At 64.3% G+C, this 23803-nt stretch carries 23 protein-coding genes; 9 read left to right on the top strand and 14 right to left on the bottom strand.

Annotation, left to right across the window (positions count from 1 at the left end; genetic code table 11):
- Window positions 1-73: 73 nt before the first annotated feature.
- From cysD to ACZ2HM_RS00440, 3 genes are all read left to right on the top strand, one after another.
- On the top strand, window positions 74-985 hold the full coding sequence (cysD, locus tag ACZ2HM_RS00450; RefSeq protein ID WP_037478815.1) for a sulfate adenylyltransferase subunit CysD: 912 nt from the start codon (window positions 74-76) through the stop codon (window positions 983-985).
- A gap of 123 nt (window positions 986-1108) precedes the next feature.
- Complete coding sequence (gene cysN, locus ACZ2HM_RS00445) at window positions 1109-3022, top strand: sulfate adenylyltransferase subunit CysN (protein ID WP_470425912.1); 1914 nt, start codon at window positions 1109-1111, stop codon at window positions 3020-3022.
- A 5-nt stretch (window positions 3023-3027) separates the two neighbouring features.
- Complete coding sequence (locus ACZ2HM_RS00440; protein ID WP_470426889.1) at window positions 3028-3777, top strand: 3'(2'),5'-bisphosphate nucleotidase CysQ; 750 nt, start codon at window positions 3028-3030, stop codon at window positions 3775-3777.
- Between the two features lie 19 nt (window positions 3778-3796).
- On the opposite strand, the gene ACZ2HM_RS00435 is transcribed toward ACZ2HM_RS00440, so the two are convergent.
- From ACZ2HM_RS00435 to ACZ2HM_RS00400, 8 genes are all read right to left on the bottom strand, one after another.
- Entirely contained in the window at window positions 3797-4915 is a 1119-nt protein-coding gene (locus ACZ2HM_RS00435; protein ID WP_470425911.1) for a glycosyltransferase, read from the bottom strand.
- A complete protein-coding gene (locus ACZ2HM_RS00430) occupies window positions 4912-6000 on the bottom strand; it encodes a sugar-transfer associated ATP-grasp domain-containing protein (protein ID WP_470425910.1) in 1089 nt (362 codons plus the stop codon). The genes ACZ2HM_RS00435 and ACZ2HM_RS00430 overlap by 4 nt, the downstream gene beginning before the upstream one ends.
- A 3-nt stretch (window positions 6001-6003) precedes the next feature.
- Window positions 6004-6813 carry an NTP transferase domain-containing protein gene (locus ACZ2HM_RS00425; RefSeq protein WP_313924657.1) on the bottom strand — a complete coding sequence of 270 codons (810 nt, stop codon included), beginning with the start codon at window positions 6811-6813 and terminating at the stop codon, window positions 6004-6006.
- Window positions 6813-7844: a D-alanine--D-alanine ligase family protein gene (locus ACZ2HM_RS00420; protein ID WP_037476640.1), complete on the bottom strand. Its 1032-nt coding sequence runs from the start codon at window positions 7842-7844 to the stop codon at window positions 6813-6815. Before ACZ2HM_RS00420 ends, ACZ2HM_RS00425 begins: the two co-directional genes overlap by 1 nt.
- Before the next feature lie 103 nt (window positions 7845-7947).
- Window positions 7948-9570 (bottom strand): NAD(P)/FAD-dependent oxidoreductase, encoded by a 1623-nt coding sequence (locus tag ACZ2HM_RS00415; RefSeq protein ID WP_470425909.1) that lies wholly within the window; start codon window positions 9568-9570, stop codon window positions 7948-7950.
- Window positions 9571-9611: 41 nt separating this feature from the next.
- Complete coding sequence (locus ACZ2HM_RS00410; RefSeq protein ID WP_470426888.1) at window positions 9612-10883, bottom strand: PepSY-associated TM helix domain-containing protein; 1272 nt, start codon at window positions 10881-10883, stop codon at window positions 9612-9614.
- A gap of 22 nt (window positions 10884-10905) precedes the next feature.
- Window positions 10906-12936 (bottom strand): TonB-dependent receptor family protein, encoded by a 2031-nt coding sequence (locus ACZ2HM_RS00405; RefSeq protein ID WP_470425908.1) that lies wholly within the window; start codon window positions 12934-12936, stop codon window positions 10906-10908.
- Window positions 12937-13001: 65 nt separating this feature from the next.
- The gene (locus ACZ2HM_RS00400; RefSeq protein WP_470426887.1) at window positions 13002-13409 is read right to left on the bottom strand and encodes a DUF2946 family protein; all 408 of its coding nucleotides are present in this window, start codon (window positions 13407-13409) and stop codon (window positions 13002-13004) included.
- 109 nt (window positions 13410-13518) lie between these two features.
- Between ACZ2HM_RS00400 and ACZ2HM_RS00395 the strand changes: the two genes are divergently transcribed.
- Window positions 13519-13926 (top strand): MerR family transcriptional regulator, encoded by a 408-nt coding sequence (locus tag ACZ2HM_RS00395; protein WP_470425907.1) that lies wholly within the window; start codon window positions 13519-13521, stop codon window positions 13924-13926.
- 40 nt (window positions 13927-13966) lie between these two features.
- Window positions 13967-15769 (top strand): acyl-CoA dehydrogenase C-terminal domain-containing protein, encoded by a 1803-nt coding sequence (locus ACZ2HM_RS00390; RefSeq protein WP_470425906.1) that lies wholly within the window; start codon window positions 13967-13969, stop codon window positions 15767-15769.
- A 204-nt stretch (window positions 15770-15973) separates the two neighbouring features.
- Here ACZ2HM_RS00390 and ACZ2HM_RS00385 read toward each other — a convergent pair whose 3' ends face one another.
- The 3 genes from ACZ2HM_RS00385 to dnaK all read right to left on the bottom strand — a co-directional run bounded on the left by ACZ2HM_RS00385 (window position 15974) and on the right by dnaK (window position 19480).
- Window positions 15974-16264, bottom strand: a complete 291-nt coding sequence (locus ACZ2HM_RS00385) for a hypothetical protein (protein WP_037475469.1) — start codon at window positions 16262-16264, stop codon at window positions 15974-15976.
- Between the two features lie 114 nt (window positions 16265-16378).
- The gene (dnaJ, locus tag ACZ2HM_RS00380; RefSeq protein ID WP_037475467.1) at window positions 16379-17515 is read right to left on the bottom strand and encodes a molecular chaperone DnaJ; all 1137 of its coding nucleotides are present in this window, start codon (window positions 17513-17515) and stop codon (window positions 16379-16381) included.
- Window positions 17516-17581: 66 nt separating this feature from the next.
- Complete coding sequence (gene dnaK, locus ACZ2HM_RS00375) at window positions 17582-19480, bottom strand: molecular chaperone DnaK (RefSeq protein WP_470425905.1); 1899 nt, start codon at window positions 19478-19480, stop codon at window positions 17582-17584.
- A gap of 174 nt (window positions 19481-19654) precedes the next feature.
- Here dnaK and ACZ2HM_RS00370 point away from each other — a divergent pair, with 174 nt between their 5' ends.
- Genes ACZ2HM_RS00370 through ACZ2HM_RS00355 form a run of 4 tightly spaced genes read left to right on the top strand, consistent with a single transcriptional unit; the run spans window position 19655 to window position 21150 of the window.
- On the top strand, window positions 19655-20128 hold the full coding sequence (locus ACZ2HM_RS00370) for a copper chaperone PCu(A)C (RefSeq protein WP_470425904.1): 474 nt from the start codon (window positions 19655-19657) through the stop codon (window positions 20126-20128).
- A complete protein-coding gene (locus ACZ2HM_RS00365; RefSeq protein WP_470425903.1) occupies window positions 20125-20583 on the top strand; it encodes a vgr related protein in 459 nt (152 codons plus the stop codon). The genes ACZ2HM_RS00370 and ACZ2HM_RS00365 overlap by 4 nt, the downstream gene beginning before the upstream one ends.
- 31 nt (window positions 20584-20614) lie before the next feature.
- Complete coding sequence (locus ACZ2HM_RS00360; protein WP_069065127.1) at window positions 20615-20857, top strand: type II toxin-antitoxin system ParD family antitoxin; 243 nt, start codon at window positions 20615-20617, stop codon at window positions 20855-20857.
- Window positions 20857-21150 (top strand): type II toxin-antitoxin system RelE/ParE family toxin, encoded by a 294-nt coding sequence (locus ACZ2HM_RS00355; RefSeq protein ID WP_470425902.1) that lies wholly within the window; start codon window positions 20857-20859, stop codon window positions 21148-21150. Before ACZ2HM_RS00360 ends, ACZ2HM_RS00355 begins: the two co-directional genes overlap by 1 nt.
- Before the next feature lie 53 nt (window positions 21151-21203).
- Here the strand turns inward: ACZ2HM_RS00355 and sdhA are convergent, their stop codons facing one another.
- Genes sdhA through sdhC form a run of 3 tightly spaced genes read right to left on the bottom strand, consistent with a single transcriptional unit; the run spans window position 21204 to window position 23790 of the window.
- Window positions 21204-23006: a succinate dehydrogenase flavoprotein subunit gene (sdhA, locus tag ACZ2HM_RS00350; protein WP_043151571.1), complete on the bottom strand. Its 1803-nt coding sequence runs from the start codon at window positions 23004-23006 to the stop codon at window positions 21204-21206.
- On the bottom strand, window positions 23006-23395 hold the full coding sequence (sdhD, locus tag ACZ2HM_RS00345; RefSeq protein ID WP_037476151.1) for a succinate dehydrogenase, hydrophobic membrane anchor protein: 390 nt from the start codon (window positions 23393-23395) through the stop codon (window positions 23006-23008). Before sdhD ends, sdhA begins: the two co-directional genes overlap by 1 nt.
- Window positions 23395-23790, bottom strand: a complete 396-nt coding sequence (sdhC, locus tag ACZ2HM_RS00340) for a succinate dehydrogenase, cytochrome b556 subunit (protein ID WP_037476149.1) — start codon at window positions 23788-23790, stop codon at window positions 23395-23397. The genes sdhD and sdhC overlap by 1 nt, the downstream gene beginning before the upstream one ends.
- Window positions 23791-23803 lie beyond the last annotated feature (13 nt).

The following is a 23803-nucleotide window of genomic DNA, read 5'->3' as shown; positions in this document are numbered from 1 at the left end:
ACCCTCCCATTTGGGAGGTCCATCGATTCGTGCGTCCTGCCATAGGATGACGCACAAAGATTGCGAGGATTGCATGGTGGACGCAAAAACCCTGACCCATTTGGAGCGACTCGAAGCCGAGAGCATCCACATCCTGCGGGAAGTGGTGTCGGAGGCGGAGAAGCCGGTGATGCTCTATTCCGTCGGCAAGGACAGCGCGGTGATGCTGCATCTCGCGCGCAAGGCCTTCTACCCATCGCCCCCGCCCTTCCCGCTGCTGCATGTCGATACCACCTGGAAATTCCAGGAAATGTACAAGCTGCGTGACCGGATGGCGCAGGAAAGCGGCATGGAACTGCTGGTCTATCGCAATCAGGAAGCCATGGATCGCGGCATCAACCCGTTCGATCATGGCGCGCTGCACACCGACATGTGGAAGACCGAAGGATTGAAGCAGGCGCTCAACCTCTATGGTTTCGATGCGGCATTTGGCGGCGCGCGGCGCGACGAGGAAAAGAGCCGCGCCAAGGAGCGCATCTTCTCCTTCCGCACCGCCAGCCATGGTTGGGATCCGAAAAACCAGCGGCCCGAATTGTGGAACCTCTATAATGCGCGCAAGAATAAGGGCGAGAGCATCCGCATATTCCCGATCAGCAACTGGACCGAGCTGGACATCTGGCAATATATCCATCTGAACGATGTGCCGATCGTGCCGCTCTATTTCGCGGCCAAGCGCCCGACGGTGGAGCGCGACGGCATGTTGCTGATGGTCGATGACGATCGCTTCCCGCTCGAACCCGGCGAAGTGCCGGTCGACCGCTCGATCCGCTTCCGGACGCTGGGCTGCTACCCGCTGACCGGCGCGGTGGAGAGCGAGGCGGCGACCTTGCCGGAGGTGATCCAGGAAATGCTGCTGACCACCACGTCCGAACGCCAGGGCCGCGCGATCGACAAGGATGCGGGCGGGGCCGGCATGGAGAAGAAGAAGCAGGAAGGGTACTTTTGACGCGCCACGGAATGCGCAGCGTTCCGAAGCGTCAACCCCAGCGAAAGCTGGGGCCTCAGGCCACCTTATTCTTCACCAAGATCAACGAGATCCCAGCCTTCGCTGGGATGACGAGGTAGCGATATGACCGACACCCTCACAGACCCCATCTACAAGACCGACGCCCTCATTGCCGAGGATATCGACGCCTATCTCAAGGTGCATGAGCATAAGACGATGCTGCGCTTCATCACCTGCGGATCGGTGGATGACGGCAAGTCGACGCTGATCGGCCGCCTGCTCTATGACAGCAAGATGATCTTCGAGGATCAGCTCGAAGCGCTGACCGCCGACAGCAAGAAGATGGGGACGCAGGGGCAGGAGATCGACTTCGCCCTCCTGGTCGATGGCCTCGCCGCCGAGCGCGAACAGGGTATCACGATCGACGTCGCCTATCGCTTCTTCGCCACCGAAAAGCGCAAGTTCATTGTCGCCGACACGCCCGGCCACGAACAATATACCCGCAACATGGTGACGGGTGCGTCCACCGCCGACCTCGCCGTCATCCTGATCGACGCGCGCAAGGGCATCCTGACCCAGACGCGCCGCCACAGCTATCTCGCCCACCTGATCGGCATCCGCAACATCGTGCTGGCCGTGAACAAGATGGATCTGGTCGGCTATGACCAGAGCGTGTTCGACACGATCGTCGCTGACTATATCGAGTTTGCCAAGTCGATCGGCATCACGGCGTTCACGCCGATGCCGATTTCCGGGTTCAAGGGCGACAATATCACCGGCCCGTCGGAAAATACGCCCTGGTATACTGGCCCGGCACTGATCGAGCATCTGGAGACGGTCGAGGTCAACAGCGCGACCGACGCGGAAAAGCCGTTCCGCATGCCGGTACAGTGGGTCAACCGCCCCAATCTCGACTTCCGTGGCTTTTCCGGCCTGATTGCGACCGGCACGGTCAAGCCGGGCGACGCGATCCGCGTTCTGCCATCGGGCAAGACGTCGACCATCAGCCGCATCGTCACGCTGGACGGCGACCTCGACGAAGCCGTCGCGGGCCAGTCGGTCACGCTCTGCTTCGCCGACGAGATCGACTGTTCGCGCGGCGACGTCATTGCGCTCGCTGACAATCCGCCCCAGGCCGCCGACCAGTTCGAAGCGACCATCGTGTGGATGGCGGACGAGGAAATGCTGCCAGGCCGATCCTACTGGCTCAAGATCGGCACGCAGATGGTCACCGCGACCGTCCAGCAGCCCAAATATCAGGTCAACGTCAACACGATGGAACATCTGGCGGCCAAGACGCTGGAATTGAACGCCATCGGTGTCGCCAACTTGTCGACCGACAAGCAGATCGTGTTCGAGCCCTATGAACAGAACCGGACGCTGGGCGGCTTCATCCTGATCGACAAGATCAGCAATGCCACCGTCGCAGCGGGCATGCTGCATTTCTCGCTGCGCCGGGCACAGAATGTCCATTGGCAATCGACCGACGTGTCGCGCGATTTCCATGCGAACCTCAAGAACCAGAAGCCCGCCGTGCTGTGGTTCACCGGGCTTTCAGGCGCGGGCAAGTCGACCATCGCCAATCTGGTCGAAAAGCGGCTGGCGCGGATGAACCGGCACACTTATTTGCTGGATGGCGACAATGTGCGGCATGGCCTTAACAAGGATCTGGGCTTTACCGACGCCGACCGGGTGGAAAATATCCGCCGCGTGGGCGAAGTCGCCAAGCTGATGACCGACGCGGGGTTGATCGTCATCACCGCCTTCATCTCACCCTTCCGATCGGAACGCGACATGGTGCGGCAGATGATGCAGCCGGGCGAGTTTTTCGAGGTCCATATCGACACGTCGCTCGCCGAAGCGGAGAAGCGCGACGTCAAGGGCCTGTACAAGAAGGCGCGGGCCGGGGATCTCAAGAATTTCACCGGGATCGACAGCCCCTATGAAGCGCCGGTGGACCCCGAAATCCATATCGACACGCTGACCATGACAGCGGAAGAAGCGGCCGATGCCATCGTCGCGCGGCTGATCCCATGACCGGGATGAGCGACGCGGCGCTGGCCGCCCATCTGGCAGAAGTGGCTGGGCGCATCCTGGTCGAGGTCCGCGAGTCCGGGGTGTTCGGTGCCAAGGCACTGGGCAAGGCGGGCGACCAGACCGCCAACCAGTTTCTGTGCCACGCGCTGCGCGAAGTGCGGGGCGAGGATGGTTTGCTGTCCGAAGAAGAGAAGGACAATGACGACCGGCTCGCCCAGTCGCGTGTCTGGATCGTCGATCCGGTCGATGGCACGCGCGAATATGGCGAGGCGCGGGCCGACTGGGCGGTGCATGTCGGGCTGGCGATCGACGGCGCGCCGGTGATCGGTGCGGTGGCATTGCCGGGGTATGAGGGCGGCGTCGTGCTGCGGACGGATGAACCGCGCACCGTGCCGTCTGCGCCGGAAAAGCTGCGCATGGTGGTGTCGCGCACGCGGCCTGCCGCCGAAGCGGTGGCGATCGCGCAGACGCTGGAGGCGGAACTGGTGCCGATGGGATCGGCCGGGGCGAAGGCGATGGCGATCATATTGGGTCAGGCCGACATCTATCTCCATTCGGGCGGCCAATATGAGTGGGACAGCATGGCCCCTGCCGCCGTCGCGCTGGCGCATGGGCTGCATGCCAGCCGCATCGATGGCAGTCCGCTGGTGTATAATCAGCGCGACGTCTATCTGCCCGACCTGCTCATCTGTCGGCAGGAACATGCGGAGATGGTGCTGGGGCATATTGCGGCACTGGCGCAGGACGCCGCCTGATTGCGCTGTCGCCGGGCGGTCAGGATCGCCCGGCGAGCAGGTGATTGACGAGATCACGCCACCCTTTGGATACCGCCTCCAGACCAAAAGCCTTGATCCGGTCGCCGGGGCGGAGGCGTGTCGCCGGGTCGATCTGACGCGCCAGCGCATCGGCCATGGCGGGCGGATCGGCCGGATCGACCAGCAGGCCGTCGTTTCCACCGTCGAGCAAATGCGCCGCATTGCCCGCGCTGCGCGACGCGACGCAGGGCGCATTCACCGCCATCGCCTCCAGCAGCACATTGGCCGAGCCTTCCCACCAGGAGGGCAGCACGAAGGCGTCGCAGCGCGCCAGCCAGGGAAAGACATTGGCGACCGTGCCGGGCAGCGCCAGATCGTCGGCAATGCCGAGCGCCGTGGCTTGGGCGCGCAACCGCGTGCAGGCATCGTCGCGGCTTTCGCCCAGGATGATGAGGCGCGCAGGCCGGGTCGCGCGCAGATCGGCAAAGGCGGCGAGCAGGGTCGCGAAATTCTTTTGCGAGGCGAGGCGGCCGATGGCGAGGATCACCGGCACAGGGCCACCAAACCAGGGGTGCGGAGCCGTGTCACCAATATGTTGGCGCGCGGCGGCGGCATCGATCCCGTTGGCGATCACCGTCACGCGCCCTGCGCGCGCTGCTGCGTGAAAGGCCGGGGTGTCGGCCAGCGTCGGCGATACCAGCACCAGATGCGCGACATCGGCAGCGATCAACCGCGCCATGGCGGCGCGGCCCCAGCGCCTGATGCCGCCCGATGGCGCGCCGGGGATGGCGCGCATGATGTCGTTGCTGATGCGATAGACGCGCTCCACGCCCCGCGCGCCGCGACTGCCCGCCCAGACGGTGCCATGGCCGTGATTGCCCGCCGAGATCAGCAGCGCCGGGCGGGTGGCACGCAGATAGCCGCGCAAGGCCCAAGCGGCGCGCAGCTTTTCCCACAGGCGCGATCGGCCTGCGCGAGGCAGCAGGGCGTGATGGACGGCGCCCGGCACCCCTTCCCCGCCCGGTAGCGCGGTGACCAGTTGCACCTCGTGCCCCTGCGCGGCGAGATCGGCGGCGATCAGCCGGGCGTTGCGGACCACGCCGGTCGCGACCAGCGCGTGGACATAGACGCAGATCACGCCCGCCGCCGGTCCCATTCTATCGCGCGGGCGGCGCACCAGGCTTGCGCGGGCAGTCGGTCGAGATGATGGCGATAGAGCGCGCCCAGCCGCATGTCCGCGACCCCGCGTCCCTCCACCAGTTGCAGGATGTCGGTGCCGGGGTTCCAATTGCCCTCCACCAGCATAGGCCCGGCGTCGGTCAGGCCGACATCCCAGCCGATCACCGTGAAGCCGGTGCGAAAGACGTGATGCGCGTCCAGCGCCAGCGCGATCGCGGCAGGCAGGTCGGGTAGGATAAAGCCCTCGATCGGCGCGCCTGTCTTGGGGTGGTGCACATGGACGCTGGGCGCACCTGCACCGCCGCCAAGCCAGGCGGGACCGCAGCGCCCGGCGGCATCGACGCCCAACACGAGATTGCCTGCGTTGAAATTATCGACCGGACGGATGCCCCCGGCCGACAGCCGCAGCGCGAGGCCGCAGGCTTCGGGCACGCCATCCTCATCAAGGCATGTCATCACGCGCAAGGTCGGCAGCGCGCCGGGCGACAGATCGACAAGCGCCGCATGGGTCGGCAGGCGGCGCTGGATCACGCCGCCCTCGCGCCAGACCCGCAGCAGCCGCGCCCGCAGCAGGTCGTCGCCGATCGGGCCATCACAGCCACGCCAGGTCTCGCCCCGCCAGAAACGCTCGACCCCCTGGCCCTTCGAACGGAAACTGGGCTTGGCGATAATGTCGCGCTCGGCTGCCAACCAGGCGGCCAGATCGTCGCTATCGGGATTGCAGGCGGGCGCGATCGTCAGCCCCGCCGCCTGTGCGACCTGCGCGAAGAGCTGCTTGTTCTTCAGCGGATTGGTGGTGAAGGGAAAGGCCCCCGGATTGAGCAGCCGGTGCAGCCCCTTGCGGTCGCGCATGCTGAGCCCCCGCTGCCGCACCGCATCAGAGAGGAGATGCCGCTCGGCCGGGGTCCAGCCGCCCTGCCCGGCCCCCGCGAGCAAGCGCGCCAGCAGGTGCCGACGCATCGGCCAGTGCCGGGTCAGCCCCGCGCGATAGGCGGTAAGCAGGTCATTGTCGCCCCGACCGGGCAACGCGCGCAGCGTGGGCAAATTCTATTCCGCAGCCTGGGCGATGGTGACGCGGCGACCAAGCACCTCGCTCGCGACCCCGCGCGTGCGGGCGTTGTCGACGTCGATCGCGACCGCGCCATCGGACAGGATCACCGGCGCGATGGTCAGGCGGAAGCGGCGCGAAAAGCGGGCAAAGGTCGCCGCCAGCGTACCGATACCGAAGCGGAAACGCAGGAGGTTGAGCAGACCGAAAGCCCCGATGATGCGCAGCGGATGCTTGACGAACTGGCCGCCCGACCGGAAGGTTTCGGCGGCGGCCAGTGCGGCTTTGTCCTTGAGCCAATAGCTGTTGCAGTTGGAATAGCTGTCATCGGCAAAGGCGTAGAATTTGCGCTGCCCCTCCGGGTGGGCGGCCAGCACCGATGCGCGCCGGGCGAAGGCAACGGCGGCATCTGCGCCCTCGGCCACGCAGCCATCCAGCATTTCGGCGATGGCGGGCGGGGTCAGCAGCACATTGTCGGCGGTGGTGATGAGCAGCGGAAAGCGCGCGCCGTCGGCCGCCGCCAGCACCGAATCCACCAGATTGGGCCGCGCGCCGATCGCCACCAGCCGTCCGCTGGCGATCAGACCGCGCAGTTGCGGCAGACCCGCCAGCACGTCCGGTTCCTCGATCGCGACACGGATTTCGCCGATCCGCTCACTCGCCGCCAGCGCGTCGATGACATGGACCAGCATCGGCTGATCCAGCACCGGCACCAGGCATTTATGGGTGACGCCCGCTTCCAGCGCGAGCGGATCGGTCGCGCCGTCGCGCTTGCCCGCCAGCACCAGCGCGGTGGTGCGCCCGCCCATCAGGCCGCGACCCGCATCGGCACTTCGGTCAGCAGACCCTGCCGTTCGAGGCTATGGCCGATGATGGTTTCCACCAGCGTCTGATGATCGACGCCGATCGACGCAGCCGAGCGCGAAATGGTCTTTTTCGACCAGAGGTTGCAGGACAGATTCACTTCCATGAACTGCACCGCGCCGGTCGCCGGATCATAGCGGAACTCGAACCGGCCATAGTCGAACGGCCATAATTCGGGCAGCAGGCGGCGGGTCAGGTCGTCGAGCCGGGCGAGCAGGTCGCGATCCTCGACCAGCACCAGCGGATCATCGCCCGCGTCGATCAGGCCGCGCTTTTCTTCATGGCTGCGCGCGCGATGGGGGTCGGTGGGTACATACATCATCGGCGGCAATATCCATGGCTGGCCGCCGCTGCCGCCCACCACCGGGACGGCGATGTCAAGCAAGGGTGCCCAGGCTTCGACCAGCGCGTCATGGCCCAAGGCCTGGAGATGATCGACATGGGCGAGCGCCTCGTCCCAGCTATCGACCATCGCCAGCCCCCAGGAGGCGGAGGAAGCGTTGGGCTTGACCACCAGCCGTTCGGCCGCAAAGCCGGGCTGCGCGGGCAGGCCGCCGCGCCGAAAGACCTGCGCCGCCATGGTCGGCACGCCATGCGCCTGCGCGATCAGCTTGGAGAGATATTTGTCGTCGGACACGCCGCGCAATATGGGGCTTGCGCCCATATGCGGCATGGCGCGCCAGCTGAGCAACAAGGGCGCGAGCATCTCGCTATTCTGGAAGCCGCCGCGATTGAGCAGGGTGACCACGAAATCGACATCGGGCCGGTCGAACAGCGCTTCATAGCTGTCGGCGACGCGAACATGCAGGCCGATCGCCTCCAGCGTCGATCGCATCTCATGATGATAGAGGGCGTGGTTGCCATCGACCGCATCGGACTGGCCGGATGCGCGGGCATGTTTGGCGAGGAAGAGCAGGCGCAACCGGGCCTTGTCGGCCGGGGAAATGCGGATGCAGCGGTCGATATGGGTCAGCATGACACCCTATCTAGCCGCCTGCGATGACAGGGTGGCGACCGGGCGATGACGATGATGCGACGGTCAGGCGGCGGCGATATGACGGTGCGATGACCGATCCAAGTCAGGCGGCGACGATCGCCTTCGCCACCGCTTCGGCGACCTTGATCCCGTCAATCGCGGCGGACAATATGCCGCCAGCATAGCCCGCGCCTTCGCCCGCCGGATAAAGGCCGGCGACGGAGAGGCTTTGAAAATCCTTGTCGCGGGTGATGCGGATGGGCGATGATGTGCGGGTTTCGACGCCCGTCATCACCGCGTCGGGATGGTCATACTGCGCCAGTTGCCGCCCGAATATGGGCAGCGCCTCGCGAAACGCCTCGACCACGAAATCGGGCAGGCAGTGCGAGAGGTCGGTCGGGGTGACGCCCGGCTTGTAGGACGGCGTGACCGATCCGAGGGAGGTGGATGGACGCCCGGCGAGGAAATCGCCGATGGTCTGCCCCGGCGCCCAATAGGTGGAGCCGCCCGCCACATAGGCCTGCGATTCCCAATGGCGCTGAAAATCGATCCCAGCGAGTGGTCCGTCCGGATAGTCCCGCGCCGGGTCGATGCCCACGACCAGCCCGGAATTGGCGTTGAACTCAGCGCGGCTATATTGGCTCATGCCATTGGTGACGACGCGCCCTTCCTCCGACGTGGCGGCGACGACGCGGCCGCCCGGACACATACAGAAGCTGTAGACGGTGCGGCCATTGGCGCAATGATGCGCCAGGCTATAGGCCGCCGCGCCCAGGTCCGGGTGGCCCGCGCAACTGCCATAGCGGGCCTTGTCCACCCAGCTTTGCGGATGTTCGATGCGCACGCCGATGGAAAAGGGCTTGGGTTCGATATGCACGCCCCGGCCATGGAGCATGGTGAAGGTCGGCCGCGCGCTATGCCCCACTGCCAGCACGACATGATCGCTCTCGATCACGCTGCCATCCTGAAGGACGATACCGCGCAATTGCTGCGTGCCGTCGCTCCGCCGCTCCAGCACCAGATCATCGACGCGCGTCTGCCAGCGATATTCGCCGCCCAGCGCCTCGATCTGGCGGCGCATGGATTCGACCATGGTGACGAGGCGGAAGGTGCCGATATGGGGGTGCGCTTCCCACAATATATCGTCAGGCGCGCCCGCCGCGACGAACTCCGCCAGCACTTTGCGGCCCAGGAAACGCGGATCTTTCACCCGGCAATAAAGTTTGCCGTCGGAAAAGGTGCCCGCCCCGCCTTCGCCGAACTGGACATTGCTGTCGGGGTTCAACTCGCCGCGCCGCCACAGGCCCCAGGTATCCTTGGTCCGCTCGCGCACGACCTTACCCAGATCGACGATGATCGGGCGGAACCCCATCTGCGCCAGCAGCAGCCCGGCGAACAGGCCGCATGGCCCCGCCCCGATCACGACCGGCCGCTTGCCCTGCCAGCCATCGGGCGCATGGGTCACGAAATCATAGCTTGTGTCGGGCGTCGGCCGCACATCATGGTCATGGGCGAAGCGCGCCAGCACGGCCGCTTCGTCGGCGACATCGACGTCGAGCGTGTAGACGAGCTGGATCGCGCTGCGCCGCCGCGCATCATTGCCGCGCCGCACGAGGCTATGCCCGCGCAGCTCTTCGGGTTGCAGGCCAAGGCGCGCGCATATCGCAGGCGGCATCGCCTCGGCAGGATGGTCGAGGGGCAGTTTCAGGCCGGAAAGGCGGATCATCCGCTGCCCATAGTCGCTCTGTGCCCCAAACGGAAGCGGCGTCAGGCGGGGCGCATTTTCCCGAACAGCCATTCGCCCGCCAGTGCCACGACCATGCTGAGGCCGGTCAGCGGGAAGAGCGCCCCCAGCAGCAGCATCGTGGCGGCGACGACCCGTTCCGACTGGCCGGTCGCGCGCGGCGGTGCGGTCAGCCGTCCTTGTTTGCGCCGCTTCCACCACAGGACGGGCGCGGTCAGGCACAAGGCGAGCAGGCACAGGCAGCCCGCCAGCATCAGCAGCCGGTTGACCTCGCCATATTGCTGGCCCTGATGGGTGGCGATGCCCCATTCGACCGCCTTTGCGCCGGGGCCGAACATGCGCCAGTCCATATCCTGCACCACCGCGCCGCTGGCCGCATCGATGGTGATGGCACGGGAGTCGTCGGCGCGCGTGACGAGGCTGGCCACCAGATAGGGCGCGCCGGAGGACGCAGGCAGGATGAGCTGATAGCCACCTGCCAGCCCGCGCTTCGCCGCGATTCTCGCGACCGCATCGACCCCGATGTCACCCGCCGCGCCCTGTGCCGCGCCACCTTCGCGCAGGGTCCAGGGGATTGCATCCTTGGCCGGCGCCGTCCAGGGAATGACCGCCATTTTCGGACGACCCCAGTCATTCGCCGCGACGACGGCGCGCAGGCCCCCACCCCACACATCCGTCCAGGGCATGCCGGTGATGGCCAGGAACAGGATGACGCCCGCCGACAGGAAGCCCAGCGTCCCATGCAGGTCGCGCCAGAAGAGCCGCCCCTTCGCCCCGCCCCTTATGGCGATGGCAGGCTGGCCGCGCCGGGGCCAGCGCAGATAAAGGCCCGTGATGCACAGGAGGATCGCCCATCCCGCCACCACCTCGACCAGCCGGTTGCCGACCGGACCGGTCAGCGCCAGGCTGTGCAGATCCTTGACCGTCTTCATGACACCGCCGCCCTGCATGACCCCCAGCAGGCGGCCGTCATGCGGATCGACGAAATGGACGGTGGCTACGCCATCGGCACCCTTGGTCGTCACCCGCCAGCTTTGGGTGGCGCTGGCGGGATGGGTGATCTGGGTCGCCTGTTCGCCGCTGGCCTGTTCGACCGCAGCGATCAGGCGGGCGGGGGTCAGCGTAGGCACGCCCGGCCTGGCGGCGATCTCGACCGGATAGAGAAATGCCTCCACCTCCGGCTTGTAGAGATAGAGCGCGCCCGTCACCGCCATCAGCGCGAGGATCGGCAGGACGATGATCCCGGCATAGAAATGCCAGCGCATCATCGCCCGATAGAAGGCACCGTCTGTCATCATCCTGTCCTCCCCCTGAGCTTTAGAAACGCGCGCGCACGCCGCCATAGATGGCGCGGCGTTCGAGCGGATAGAAAGCGACGCTGCCTTCATCCGCTGCGGTGGCGATATTGTCGGCGGCGTAGCGGACGAGCGCGCTGATGTCGCCGACGGCGCGCTTCTGCGTCAGGTTGCGCGCGTCGAGGAACAGGGTCACGCCGTCGCGCAGTTGCGCCTGCGCGCCGAGGTTGAGCAGCGCATAGCGGCCGACCCGCTTGCTGTTGACATAATCCACCCACGCCCCCTGCGGCAGCCATTCGACCGAGGGCGACACGCTGATCCGCTCAGTGCCCAGCCGCAATTCGGCGCGATAGAAATGGCGCGGGACCACCGGCAGGCGATTGTCGCCATAGACGGCATCGTCGCGGAAGCGGAAATCGCTATATTGATAGACCTGCCGCAGCGATGCCCAGGGGGTAAAGGCCAGTTGCAGGCCCGCCTCGACACCCTGATGCCGGGTCTTGTCGGCGTTGAAAGTGGCGGCAGGGATGACGCCCGCGATCACGCTATATTGCAGCATCTCCCCCCTGATGTCGGCGCGGTAGAGGCTGATGTCCCAAGCCGCGATGCCGATCCGGCCGCGCGTGCCGATCTCCGCCGTCCAGGCCTTTTGCGCGCGGACGGGCGTGAAACCGGGCGCACCGCCTGCGGGCGTTTGGCTGAGTTCGCTAAAGCCCGGCAGTTCGACCGAGCGGCTGTAATTGGCATAGAATTGCACGGTCTCGCTCGGCTCGTAGAGCAGGCCGATCTTGGGGGCGAAGGCGTCGAAGCTGGCGTCGCCGCTGCGCGCCGGGGCGAAGCGGTTGTCGATGCGGCGCTCGCCATGGGTGTAGAGGCCGCCGCCGATCAGCCACAGGCCCGGCGTCGGGGCAATGCGCGCTTCGCCATAGCTGTTGATCGTCTGCGCGCGCTGCTGGACCAAAGCAGTTGGGGCACCGCGATCCCCTGCGATATTGACGAACTGGCGCGCGGTCACCTTGCCGAAGCGCGCCTGGCTGCCGAGCGTCACTTCCACCGGCATCCCGCCTAGATCGCCCGCCAGATCGAGACTGGCGAACGCCCCGCGATCCTCGGATTTCTGGTCGATCACCTGGAAGATCGGGTGGTAGAGATCCTTGGCGTTGAAGAAGAGGCCGAAGGCGAGCGCGCCATTGGCAAGGGCGATGGTGGTGCGGTTTTGCAGGCGGATCGAATCGATGTCGCGCGCCTGATCGCCGACGAAATTGCCCCTGGTCGGATCAGTCAGCACTGATTTTTCGGACAGCGACCCGGACAGCTTCTGACGAATATTCTGGGCGCTGGCGTAGAAGCGGGTTTCGACATTTTCGCTGATCTTGACCCCGACATTGCCGTTGAAGCGATAGGATCGACGCTTGCCATGGTCGCGGTCGCCATCCGACCGATCCGTGGTGATCGCGGCCCAGGCGTCGCCCCGTTCGTCGGCATAGCCATAGGCGGCCTTTGTGCGGATCGTGTCGAAGCTGCCGCCGTCGACGCGCAGGTCTACGCCCGGCGCGCTGCGGCCCGTCGGCGTCACGGCGTTGATCGCGCCGCCCAGCGTCGATCCGCCAAAGCGCAGCGCATTGCCGCCGCGATAGACCTCAATATGCTGGAAGACTTGTGGATCAAGTTCCTGAAAATCGCCATTATCATCGGCGAGGTTGAGTGGAATGCCGTCCTGCAACAGGGTCAGGCCGCGCATGTGGAAGCCACGCGACAGACCCGATCCACGGATCGAGATGCGGACCTCCTGCCCGAAACGGGGTTGGGTATAGACGCCGGGCGAAAAGGTAAGCGCATCGCGCAGCGAGACGGCGACCTTATCCTCGAAGGCGTCGGCCGCGACGACATCGGTGCCGCCTGGGGTGCGCTGGACGCGGGCGGTCGCGGCTTCAATCATAGGGCTGGCAGTGACGATGATGCGGCTCTGGTCCGCCTCTTCGGCAAAGGCAGGAGCGGACCACAAAGCGAGGGCGCACAGCGATATGCTGCGCAGGCCGGAATGATGGCGCATGGATAGACTTTCTGAACAGGACGCAAAAAGGCCGCGCACAAAAAGGCGCAGCCGGTAATCGGGATTCAGAAAGTCGTAGGAGGCCCGGAAGAAGGCGGGGGTGGCGCGGCGAGGCGGGCGATCAGGCCGGTCTTGAGCGCGAAGGCGATCGGACCGAAAGCCAGCGTCCAGGCGGGCAGCGCCAGATCGGCGAGGATCAGCGGCGGGACGATCGGCTGAACCGATGCGGCGAAGGGGCAATGTTGCTGGCTGCCCATGGCGTCATCGGGTTGATGGTCGCCCTGCCCCGGTGCCTGGTCGCGATCGACCACGACATTGATCGCGCCTTGCCCGGTACAAAGCGTCACGACGACGCCTTGCGCCGTGCGCACAGGCATGAAGCCGGGCGGCACGATCATCTGGATAGCGAGGACGAGCAGCGCCAACGCCGCCAGCAGGCCGCGCGCACCCTCCGATCGTCTGATTGCCCCCATGGTCACGTTGCGCGCTTAACCGATGATCGGCGACCTGTCACCGACACAAATTGTCCCAGCCCACCCACTCACCTTGACGTAAACGTAAAGTGCTATTATCTCTACCTCCATGGACAATCGCAGCAGCATCGCGGGCATCGAATTGCCCGACCATAGCGACCGGCAGAGCTACAGCATCACCGACCTGTCGGAAGAATTCGGCGTCACGGCGCGCGCGCTGCGCTTCTATGAGGATGAAGGGTTGATCTCGCCGGAGCGGCAGGGTCTGTCGCGCATCTATTCGCGGCGCGACCGGGCGCGGCTAGCCTGGATCTTGCGCGGCAAGCGGGTGGGGTTCAGCCTCACCGAAATCCGCGAGATGATCGACCTCTACGACGCCGACGAAGCCCATGAGGAACAGCGCCGCGTGACAGTCGCCAAGTGCATGGCGCGCATCGACCTGCTCAACCGGCAGAAGGACGATATCGACGCCGCCATCGCTGAACTGGATGCCTTCGTCGCCACCATTGCCCACTGAATAACAACCGCCTCTCATAAAAAATTCGCAGGAGAAGATCATGCCCAGTTATACCGCCCCCGTTCGCGACACCCGTTTCGTGCTGGACCATGTGGTCGGGCTGGAGCGCTATGCCAATCTGCCCGGCTTTGAGAACGCCACCCCTGACCTCGTCGACGCGATCCTGACCGAAGGCGGCAAGATGGCCGCCGAAGTCCTGTTCCCGCTCAACGCCGTGGGCGACAAGGAAGGCTGCACCCGTCACCCCGATGGCAGCGTGACCACGCCGACCGGCTTCAAAGCGGCGTTCGACCAGTTCGTCGCTGGCGGCTGGACCACCATCCACGGCCCGGTCGAATTTGGCGGCCAGGGCCTGCCCAGCGTATTGGCGACGGCGGTGGACGAATATGTCCTGTCGGCCAACCAGTCGTTCGAAATGTATCACGGCCTGACCGCCGGTGCGGTCGCCGCGCTGATCGCCAAGGGCAGCGACGAATTGCAGCAGCGCTACATTCCCAAGATGGTGTCGGGCGAATGGACCGGCACGATGAACCTGACCGAACCGCATTGCGGCACGGACCTCGGCCTCATCAAGACCAAGGCGGTGTCCAATGCCGATGGCAGCTATGCGATCACCGGCACCAAAATCTTCATTTCGGCGGGCGAGCATGACCTGTCGGACAATATCATCCACCTCGTCCTCGCCAAGACGCCGGACGCGCCGGAAGGCAGCAAGGGCATTTCGCTGTTCGTCGTGCCCAAGATGATGGTGCATGACGATGGATCGCTGGGCGATCGCAACGCCGTGTCGTGCGGGTCGATCGAACATAAGATGGGCATTCACGGTAACGCGACCTGCGTCATGAATTATGACGGCGCGACCGGATGGATGGTGGGCGAGGAGAATAAGGGCCTCGCCGCCATGTTCATCATGATGAACGCGGCGCGGCTGGGCGTTGGCCTGCAAGGCTTGGGTCAGGCGGAAATCGCCTTCCAGAATGCTGTCCATTATGCCCGCGACCGGCGGCAGGGCCGCGCGCTGACCGGCCCCAAGGAGCCGGAAGAGAAGGCCGACACGCTGTTCGTCCATCCCGACGTGCGCCGCATGCTGATGGAAGCCAAGGCGATGACCGAAGGGCTGCGCGCGCTCATCCTGTGGGGCGCGCTCCAGGCCGACCTGTCGCATCACGCCGAAACCCCCGAAGAACGGCAGGCGGCCGACGACATGCTGTCGCTGCTGACCCCGGTGATCAAGGGCTATGGCACCGACCGCGGCTTCGACATCGCCGTCGCCTGCCAGCAGGTGTTTGGCGGCCATGGCTATATCTGGGAAAATGGCGTCGAGCAGTATGTGCGCGACGCGCGCATCGCTCAGATTTACGAAGGCACCAATGGCGTGCAGGCGATGGATCTGGTCGGCCGCAAACTGGCCATGAATGGCGGCCGCGCGCTGCAGGCTTTCCTCAAGGTCGTGGCCGACGAGGTGGCCGAGGCCAAGGGGCATGAGAAGCTCGCCCCCTTTGCCGAATCGCTGGAGAAGGCGAGCGCGCAACTGGGCGCGGCGACCATGTGGCTGATGCAGAATGCCATGAAGAACCCGAACAATGCCGGGGCCGGCGCGCATCATTATATGCACATCCTGGGCATTGTCGCGACCGGCCTGATGTGGCTGCGGATGAGCAAGGCAGCGGCGACGCTGCTGGCAGCGGGCGAAGGCGATGCCAAGTTCCTGGAAGCCAAGCTGGTCACGGCGCGCTTCTTTGCCGAGCGGATCATGCCCGACGCAGGATCGCTCCGCCGCAAGATCGAGGGCGGTGCCGACGCGCTGATGGCGCTCGACCCGGACATGTTCCTGGCGGCCTGAGGCGGGACACGAAAAAGGGGCTCCGTGACCTGTCACGGAGCCCCTTTTTTTATCTGCCGAACAAACACTGATAGCTGTGTGCGCTGATCCGTAGCGACTGTTCATGTTACCCGGCGAAGGCCGGGGCCCAGATCAGAGCTTGGAACTGGACCCCAGCTTTCGCCGGGGAACAGGTCCGTGGATCTCGTCAGCGCAGTTCAGACATTAGTCTTCGCCATTATCCTTGACGCCAACCGTAGGCACTTCGACGGTCTTTTCCTCGGTGCCGACAACGACTTCCTTCGAATCGACATCGACATTGGGCAGTGCGCCGCCATCGACGCTGACTTCGGGCATGTCGCCGCCGCTCACGTCGGCCTTCCAGAAGCCGGTGGCGAACAGGATGCCGACGATCGCAAGAATGGCGATCAGCACAATCGCGATTGTGCGGCCTGGCCCCTTCTTTTCCACGATAACCCGGCGATCGTCATATCCATCATTACGAACGTCAACCATGTAAAACCCTCCTCATGTCGTTGTGGAGGGAGAAACGGTCTGGCAATCTTATTGGTTCCAGCGGTCAGGCGTTGGTGCTTTCGGACAGGACGAAGGTCGGGATAATGTCAGGCGTCAATCGCCCCACAAATCCTTGATCTTGCCGAAGAAACCAGTCGAGGCCGGACATTCTTCGCCGGTTTCGGTTTCGCGGAAGGCTTCGAGCAATTCCTTCTGCCGAGCGGTCAGCCGGGTCGGCGTTTCGACGTCGATCTGCACGACCAGATCGCCCTGCCCGCGCCCGTTCAGCACCGGCATGCCCGCGCCACGCTGGCGGATCTGCTTGCCCGACTGGATGCCGGCCGGGATCTTAATCTCGTGCCGCACGCCATCAAGGCCCGGCACTTCGATCGATCCGCCCAGCGACGCCGTGGTGAAGCTGACCGGACAGCGACAGAAGAGCGTCGTGCCCTCGCGCTCGAACAAGCTGTGCCGCTGCACATGCAGGAAGATATAGAGGTCGCCCGCAGGCGCCCCGCGCGCGCCCGCTTCGCCTTCGCCAGTCAGGCGGATGCGCGTGCCTTCGTCCACGCCCGCCGGGATGTTGACCGACAGCGACTTAGGCTTGTCCACCCGGCCTTCGCCGCGACAGGCGCGGCAGGGGCTTTCGATCACCTGTCCTGCACCATGGCAGGATGGGCAGGTGCGTTCGACCATGAAGAAGCCCTGCTGCGCCCGCACCTGGCCATGGCCCTTGCAGGTGCCGCAGGTCTTGACCCCGGTGCCGGGCTGCGCGCCCGACCCTTCGCAGGTGTCGCAGGCGGCGGACACTTCGATTTCGATCTGCGTCTGCTTGCCATGATAGGCTTCATCGAGGCTGATTTCGAGGTCGTAGCGCAGGTCGGCACCGCGCCTTTGCTGCTGACGACCGCCGCCGCCACCGCCAAAGCCGGACTGGCCGAAGATGGTTTCGAAAATATCGCCAAGGTCGGAAAATCCGCCTGGATTGGCGCGGTGGCCACCGCCGCCGCCCTGCTCATGCTGGGTGTAGGCGGCATGGCCGAAGCGATCGTAAGCCGCGCGCTTTTGCGGGTCTTTCAGGCACTCATAGGCCTGCGACACCGCCTTGAACTTGGCTTCGCTTTCGGCACATCCCCCCGTCTTGTCGGGGTGATATTTCATCGCGAGCTTGCGATAGGCGCTCTTGATCTGCGCACCATCGGCGGTGCGCTCGATTTCGAGCAGCGTATAATAATCGATTTCGGTCGTCATTCGGACCCCCGCCCACCTCTTCCCTCACCCCGACCATGGCCGGGGTGAGGGATATGGGGCATCGGCTTACGCCTTGTTGTCATCCACTTCGGAGAATTCGGCGTCGACGACATCGTCATCGGCCTTGGGCGCATCCGCACCCGGAGCCGCGGCCGAAGCCTGCTCCTTCTCGTAAATGGCCTGGCCCAGCTTCATCGCGATCGTCGCGAGTTCCTGCGCCTTGCTCTTCATCGCTTCAGCATCGCCGCCTTCGATCGCCGACTTGGTCGCGGCGATCGCGGTTTCGATCTCACCCTTCAGCGCCGCATCGACCTTGTCGCCATGTTCGGCCAGCTGGGCTTCGGTGGTGTGGACCAGGCTTTCCGTGTTGTTCTTCGCCTCGGCCGCCTCACGGCGCTTCTTGTCCTCTTCGGCGAAGCGTTCGGCATCCTTGACCATCTGGTCGATGTCGGAATCGCTCAGGCCACCCGACGCCTGGATGCGGATCTGCTGTTCCTTGCCGGTGCCCTTGTCCTTGGCCGACACATTGACCAGACCGTTGGCATCGATGTCGAACGTGACTTCGATCTGCGGCACACCGCGCGGCGCTGGCGGGATGCCGACGAGGTCGAACTGGCCGAGGATCTTGTTGTCCGCGGCCATTTCGCGCTCGCCCTGGAACACGCGGATGGTGACCGCCTGCTGATTGTCGTCGGCGGTCGAATAGACCTGGCTCTTCTTCGCCGGGATGGTCGTGTTGCGATCGATCATGCGGGTGAACACGCCACCCAGCGTTTCGATGCCCAGCGACAGCGGCGTCACGTCGAGCAGCAGCACGTCCTTGACGTCGCCCTGCAGCACGCCCGCCTGAATGGCGGCACCCATGGCCACCACTTCATCAGGGTTCACGCCGGTATGCGGTTCCTTGCCGAAAAATTCCTTCACGGCTTCGCGCACCTTGGGCATGCGGGTCATGCCGCCGACCAGAACGACTTCGCTGATGTCGGCGGCCGAAACGCCCGCGTCCGCCATCGCCTTCTTGCAAGGCTCCATCGTGCGCTTGATGAGGTCGGCGACCAGGCGCTCCAGATCCGACCGGGTGATGGTCTTAACCAGATGCTTAGGGCCGTTCTGATCGGCGGTGATGAAGGGCAGGTTGACTTCGGTCGACTGGGCCGAGGATAGTTCGATCTTCGCCTTTTCGGCCGCTTCCTTCAGACGCTGGAGGGCCAGCTTGTCCTTGGTGAGGTCGATGCTCTCGGTCTTCTTGAAGTCGTCGGCCAGGAACTGCACCAGCTTGGCGTCGAAATCTTCACCGCCCAGGAACGTGTCGCCATTGGTCGACTTCACTTCGAACACGCCATCGCCGATTTCCAGGATGGAAATGTCGAACGTGCCACCGCCAAGGTCATAGACCGCGATCGTCTTACCGTCCTGCTTGTCGAGGCCATAGGCCAGCGCAGCCGCCGTCGGCTCGTTGATGATGCGCAGCACTTCGAGGCCTGCGATCTGGCCTGCATCCTTGGTCGCCTGACGCTGGGCGTCGTTGAAATAGGCTGGAACGGTGATGACTGCCTGCGTAACCGTTTCGCCCAGATAGCTCTCGGCGGTTTCCTTCATCTTCTGCAGGGTGAAGGCGGAAATCTGCGCGGGGCTGTAATCCTGCCCACCGGCACGGACCCAGGCGTCGCCGTTCGGACCCTTGGCGATGTCATAGGGGACGAGTTCCATGTCCTTCTTGGTCATGGGGTCGTCGAAGCGGCGGCCGATCAGGCGCTTGACCGCGAAGATCGTGTTGTCGCCGTTGGTGACTGCCTGGCGCTTGGCTGGCTGGCCGATCAGGCGCTCGCCATCCTTGGCGAAGGCGACGATGGACGGCGTGGTGCGCGCGCCTTCCGCATTTTCAATAACCTTGGGCTTGCCACCGTCCATGACGGCGACGCAGCTGTTGGTGGTGCCAAGATCGATACCGATTACTTTTGCCATTGTGTCCTCTTTGAACCCCAAATTTCATTCAGCGGTTGACGGCCCCATACCCCACGAAAGCGCCAAGGCAAGGCCGGTCTGCATGGGCGATATAGGCGTGCTTTTGCTTGGCACAAGAAGCAGCGGCCATTAGCTATGTCATCGACCGGAAACGAGACAGTCATGGAGTGACCAATGCGCGCGCCCTTCGCCCTTATCGCCCTCGCGGCCCCGCTGGCGCTCAGCGCGTGCGGCGACCCTGCGCCCAGCTACATCGACCAGGCCTGGGTGCGGCTGTCGCCGAACAAGGAATCGCCCTCGGCGGGCTATTTCGTCGCGCATGGCGGCGATGCGGGGGTGCAGATACGCGGCGTGCTGACCGCCTATGCCGTCCGCGTCGAAATGCATGAAAGCGTGATGGACAAGGGCGTCATGACGATGAAGCCGATCGACAGCGTGGACGTGCCCGCCAAGGGCGAGGTCGCCTTTGCGCCTGGCGGCAAGCATCTGATGCTGTGGGGGATCAACGATGCCGCAATCAACCAGGGCAAGATGGAACTGACCTTCCTGATGAGCGATGGCAAACGCCTGCTGGTGGACGCTGTGATTCGCAAGCCGGAGGCGGCGGGCACGGCGGCCGCCAAACCCGCCGCGCATGAGGGCCATTGAGCAGCCGTAGCCTGACGCCCGATGAAATCGTGCTTGCCCGCGCCATGTTCGGGCGGGCGATCGCCTATGATCGGGTGCGGGTGCATAACCGCAAATGGTGGCCGTTTCAGCCGAGCCGGGTGACGATGGCGCCCGATGGCCATCTATGGTTCCCGCCGAAAGGTGGCCTGTTCTGCGCCGATTTCTGCGAAAGTCCGCTCCATATCCAGGCACATTTTGTCCACGAAATGACCCATGTGTGGCAGGCGCAGCGGTCCGGGCGGTGGTGGTTGCCGCTGATGCGCCACCCCTTTTGCCGCTATGACTATGCGGTTCTGCCGGGGAAGCCCTTTGCGCGCTATGGTATCGAGCAGCAGGCCGAGATCGTGCGCCATGCCTTTCTGTTGCGACAGGGGGTGGCGGTGGCGGGGAAACCAGGGCTGGACGTCTATGAGGCGTTGCTGCCATTCGGTTGAAGTGACTACCAATATTTGGTAAGATGGTGGCATGAGCAGCAAGACCACCTCCGTCGCCTTGGGCGACCATTTCCGCGAGTTCGCCGAACGCAAGGTCAGCGAAGGCCGCTACGGATCGACCAGCGAAGTGATCCGCGCGGGATTACGGATGCTGGAGTCGGAAGAGCAGAAACTGGAAGCGCTACGGGCGGCGATTCAGGAAGGGCTGGATAGCGGGCCTGGGCAAGAGTTTGACTTTGATGCATTTTTGGCCGCAAAAAGATCCGCTCGGTGATGCGTCAAATAGTCCTTCGGCCGCAAGCGCAGGATGATATCGACAAAATTTGGGATTATAGCGCCGAGCAATGGGACATGGATCAGGCGGACGCCTATGTTGGCGACATCCGCGCGGCCATACGATTCATTGCTACCAGCCCGTTCATAGGCACTGACTGCGCGCATCTGGCGGGCGGATTACGAAAATTCAATTCTGGTTCGCATGCGATCTTTTATCTGCATGGAAACGAACGCATTGATATCGTCCGCATCCTGCATCAGCGCGCGGATCATCTGAACCATCTGGAATGAAAAAAGGCGGACCTTTCGGCCCGCCCTCTTCAACGTCATCCATGAATCGCGGATCAATAGACCCGCGCCTTGGGCTGCACATATTCCGCTTCGTCGGTCAGCGTGTAATCATGGACCGGGCGATAATCGAGCTTCACTTCGCCGCCCGAGCCACCCCAGCCGTCGAACCAGCTGATCGTGTGCTTCATCCAGTTTTCGTCGTCGCGGTTCGGGAAATCCTCATGCGCGTGCGCGCCACGGCTTTCCTTGCGGTTTTCCGCGCTGACCATGGTGCAGACGGCCTGGGACATGAGATTGTCCAGTTCCAGCGTCTCGACAAGGTCGGTGTTCCAGATCAGCGAACGATCCGACACGCCGACATCCTGCATGCCCGCATAGACATTGTGCATCTTGTCGACGCCCTCGGCCAGCAGCGCGCTGTCGCGGAACACGGCAGCGTGCTTCTGCATCGTGTGCTGCATTTCGAGGCGCAGCTTCGCAGTCGGCGTGCCGCCGGTCGCGTTGCGATATTTGTCGAGGCGGCTGAGCGCCAGGTCGGCAGCGTCCGACGCCAGCGGCTTGTGGCTGCCATTGGGCTTGAGATTATCTTTGAGGAACAGACCCGTCGCCCGGCCGAACACGACCAGATCGATCAGCGAGTTCGAGCCGAGGCGGTTGGCGCCATGGACCGATACGCAGGCCGCTTCGCCGACCGCGAACAGGCCGGGGACCACGACTTCGGGATCGCCATCCTTCTTGGTCAGCACCTGGCCATGATAGTTACAGGGAATGCCGCCCATATTATAATGGACCGTCGGCGTGACGGGCAGCGGCTGGCGGGTCAGGTCGACACCGGCAAAAATCTTGCCGCTTTCGGTGATGCCCGGCAGGCGCTCGGCCAGCACCTTGGGATCGATATGATCAAGGTGCAGGAAGATATGATCCTTGTTCGGACCAACGCCGCGTCCTTCGCGCATTTCCATCGCCATCGATCGCGATACGACATCGCGCGACGCCAGATCCTTGGCCGACGGGGCGTAGCGCTCCATGAAGCGCTCGCCTTCGGAGTTGGTGAGATAGCCACCCTCGCCGCGCGCGCCTTCGGTGATCAGCACGCCAGCGCCATAGATGCCGGTCGGGTGGAACTGCACGAATTCCAGATCCTGGAGCGGCAGGCCAGCACGCAGCACCATGCCGCCGCCGTCGCCGGTGCAGCTATGCGCCGAGGTCGCGGAGAAATAGGCGCGGCCATAGCCGCCCGTCGCCAGCACGACCGCATGGGCGCGGAAGCGATGGATCGAGCCATCTTCCATGCACAGGGCGATCACGCCGCGACATTCGCCATTTTCCATGATCAGGTCGATGGCGAAATATTCGATGTAGAAGTCCGCGTCATATTTCAGCGACTGCTGATAGAGCGCGTGGAGCATGGCGTGGCCGGTACGGTCGGCGGCGGCGCAGGTGCGCTGCACCGGCGGGCCGGCACCCATATTCTGCATGTGGCCGCCGAAGGGACGCTGGTAGATCGTCCCATCCTCGTTGCGGCTGAACGGCACGCCGGCATGTTCCAGCTCGATGACAGCGGCAGGCGCTTCACGCACCATATATTCGATCGCGTCCTGGTCGCCCAGCCAGTCGGACCCCTTGACGGTGTCGTACATGTGCCAGGTCCAGTGATCGGGCGAATTATTGCCAAGGCTGGCAGCGATGCCGCCCTGCGCCGCAACCGTGTGGCTGCGCGTCGGGAACAGCTTGGTGATGCACGCGGTCTTGAGGCCCGCTTCGGCGCTGCCCATGGTCGCGCGCAGACCCGAACCGCCCGCGCCCACGACCACGGTGTCATAGGTATGATCGATGATCTTATAGGCTTGCGTCATTATTCGACGACCCCTGTGAAGGCGATCTTGGCGATCGCGAAGACGCCTGCGGCCGCGCCGCCAAAGGCATAGAAATTGAGCAGCAGCATCGAGAAGAAAGCCATGCCCTTGTCGTGGACATAATCTTCCAGCATCACCTGCATGCCGAGGCGCAGATGCCAGAAGATGCTGACGATCATCAGCATCATCGGCACCGCGACCAGCGGGTTGGCGATCCACAGCACGACGCTCTCATAATCGAGGCCGGGCAGGCTGATCAGGCTGAAGATCAGCCACAAAACCAGCAGCAGGTTGCCGACGGCGGTGTAGCGCTGCGCCAGCCAGTGATGCGCGCCGTGCCTGGCCGAACCCAGCCCGCGAACGCGGCCGATACCCGTTCCGTTGCCCATCAGAAACCCTTTCCGAAGATATAGAGCCACAGCAGGGCGGTCACGGCCAGCGACGCCGCGAAGGTCGCGATCGACCAGCTCTTGTTGCTGCGCAGTTCATATCCCGCGCCCAGATCCAGCACGAAATGGCGCAGACCGGAGAAAAGATGCTGGAAGAAGAACCAGCTGAGGCCGATCATCACCAGATAGCCGATCGGCGAGGTGGCGCAGGCGACGAAGGTCGCATAGGCTTCCGGCCCGGTCGCGGCGGCCATCAGCCACCAGATGAGGCCCAGCGCACCGGCCGTCGCAAGACCGTTGCCGGTCACGCGATGGATGATGGAGACGGTCATGGCCGGTCCCCATTTCCAGATGGTCAAATGCGGCGAGAGCGGCCGGCTGTTGGATCGCGCCATATCTACCCTTGTC

This window comes from Sphingobium sp. KKT206, from assembly GCF_055640555.1.
This window is presented reverse-complemented; position numbering and strand designations above follow the sequence as displayed.

Excerpts from the sequence above, each read along its gene's own strand:
- cysD (WP_037478815.1), top strand. The coding sequence starts at position 74 with ATGGTGGACGCAAAAACCCTGACCCATTTGGAGCGACTCGAAGCCGAG.
- cysN (WP_470425912.1), top strand. The coding sequence starts at position 1,109 with ATGACCGACACCCTCACAGACCCCATCTACAAGACCGACGCCCTCATT.
- ACZ2HM_RS00440 (WP_470426889.1), top strand. The coding sequence starts at position 3,028 with ATGAGCGACGCGGCGCTGGCCGCCCATCTGGCAGAAGTGGCTGGGCGC.
- ACZ2HM_RS00425 (WP_313924657.1), bottom strand. The coding sequence starts at position 6,813 with ATGGGCGGGCGCACCACCGCGCTGGTGCTGGCGGGCAAGCGCGACGGC.
- ACZ2HM_RS00420 (WP_037476640.1), bottom strand. The coding sequence starts at position 7,844 with ATGCTGACCCATATCGACCGCTGCATCCGCATTTCCCCGGCCGACAAG.
- ACZ2HM_RS00415 (WP_470425909.1), bottom strand. The coding sequence starts at position 9,570 with ATGATCCGCCTTTCCGGCCTGAAACTGCCCCTCGACCATCCTGCCGAG.
- ACZ2HM_RS00410 (WP_470426888.1), bottom strand. The coding sequence starts at position 10,883 with ATGACAGACGGTGCCTTCTATCGGGCGATGATGCGCTGGCATTTCTAT.
- ACZ2HM_RS00405 (WP_470425908.1), bottom strand. The coding sequence starts at position 12,936 with ATGCGCCATCATTCCGGCCTGCGCAGCATATCGCTGTGCGCCCTCGCT.
- ACZ2HM_RS00400 (WP_470426887.1), bottom strand. The coding sequence starts at position 13,409 with ATGGGGGCAATCAGACGATCGGAGGGTGCGCGCGGCCTGCTGGCGGCG.
- ACZ2HM_RS00395 (WP_470425907.1), top strand. The coding sequence starts at position 13,519 with ATGGACAATCGCAGCAGCATCGCGGGCATCGAATTGCCCGACCATAGC.
- ACZ2HM_RS00390 (WP_470425906.1), top strand. The coding sequence starts at position 13,967 with ATGCCCAGTTATACCGCCCCCGTTCGCGACACCCGTTTCGTGCTGGAC.
- ACZ2HM_RS00385 (WP_037475469.1), bottom strand. The coding sequence starts at position 16,264 with ATGGTTGACGTTCGTAATGATGGATATGACGATCGCCGGGTTATCGTG.
- dnaJ (WP_037475467.1), bottom strand. The coding sequence starts at position 17,515 with ATGACGACCGAAATCGATTATTATACGCTGCTCGAAATCGAGCGCACC.
- dnaK (WP_470425905.1), bottom strand. The coding sequence starts at position 19,480 with ATGGCAAAAGTAATCGGTATCGATCTTGGCACCACCAACAGCTGCGTC.
- ACZ2HM_RS00370 (WP_470425904.1), top strand. The coding sequence starts at position 19,655 with ATGCGCGCGCCCTTCGCCCTTATCGCCCTCGCGGCCCCGCTGGCGCTC.
- ACZ2HM_RS00360 (WP_069065127.1), top strand. The coding sequence starts at position 20,615 with ATGAGCAGCAAGACCACCTCCGTCGCCTTGGGCGACCATTTCCGCGAG.
- ACZ2HM_RS00355 (WP_470425902.1), top strand. The coding sequence starts at position 20,857 with ATGCGTCAAATAGTCCTTCGGCCGCAAGCGCAGGATGATATCGACAAA.
- sdhA (WP_043151571.1), bottom strand. The coding sequence starts at position 23,006 with ATGACGCAAGCCTATAAGATCATCGATCATACCTATGACACCGTGGTC.
- sdhD (WP_037476151.1), bottom strand. The coding sequence starts at position 23,395 with ATGGGCAACGGAACGGGTATCGGCCGCGTTCGCGGGCTGGGTTCGGCC.
- sdhC (WP_037476149.1), bottom strand. The coding sequence starts at position 23,790 with ATGGCGCGATCCAACAGCCGGCCGCTCTCGCCGCATTTGACCATCTGG.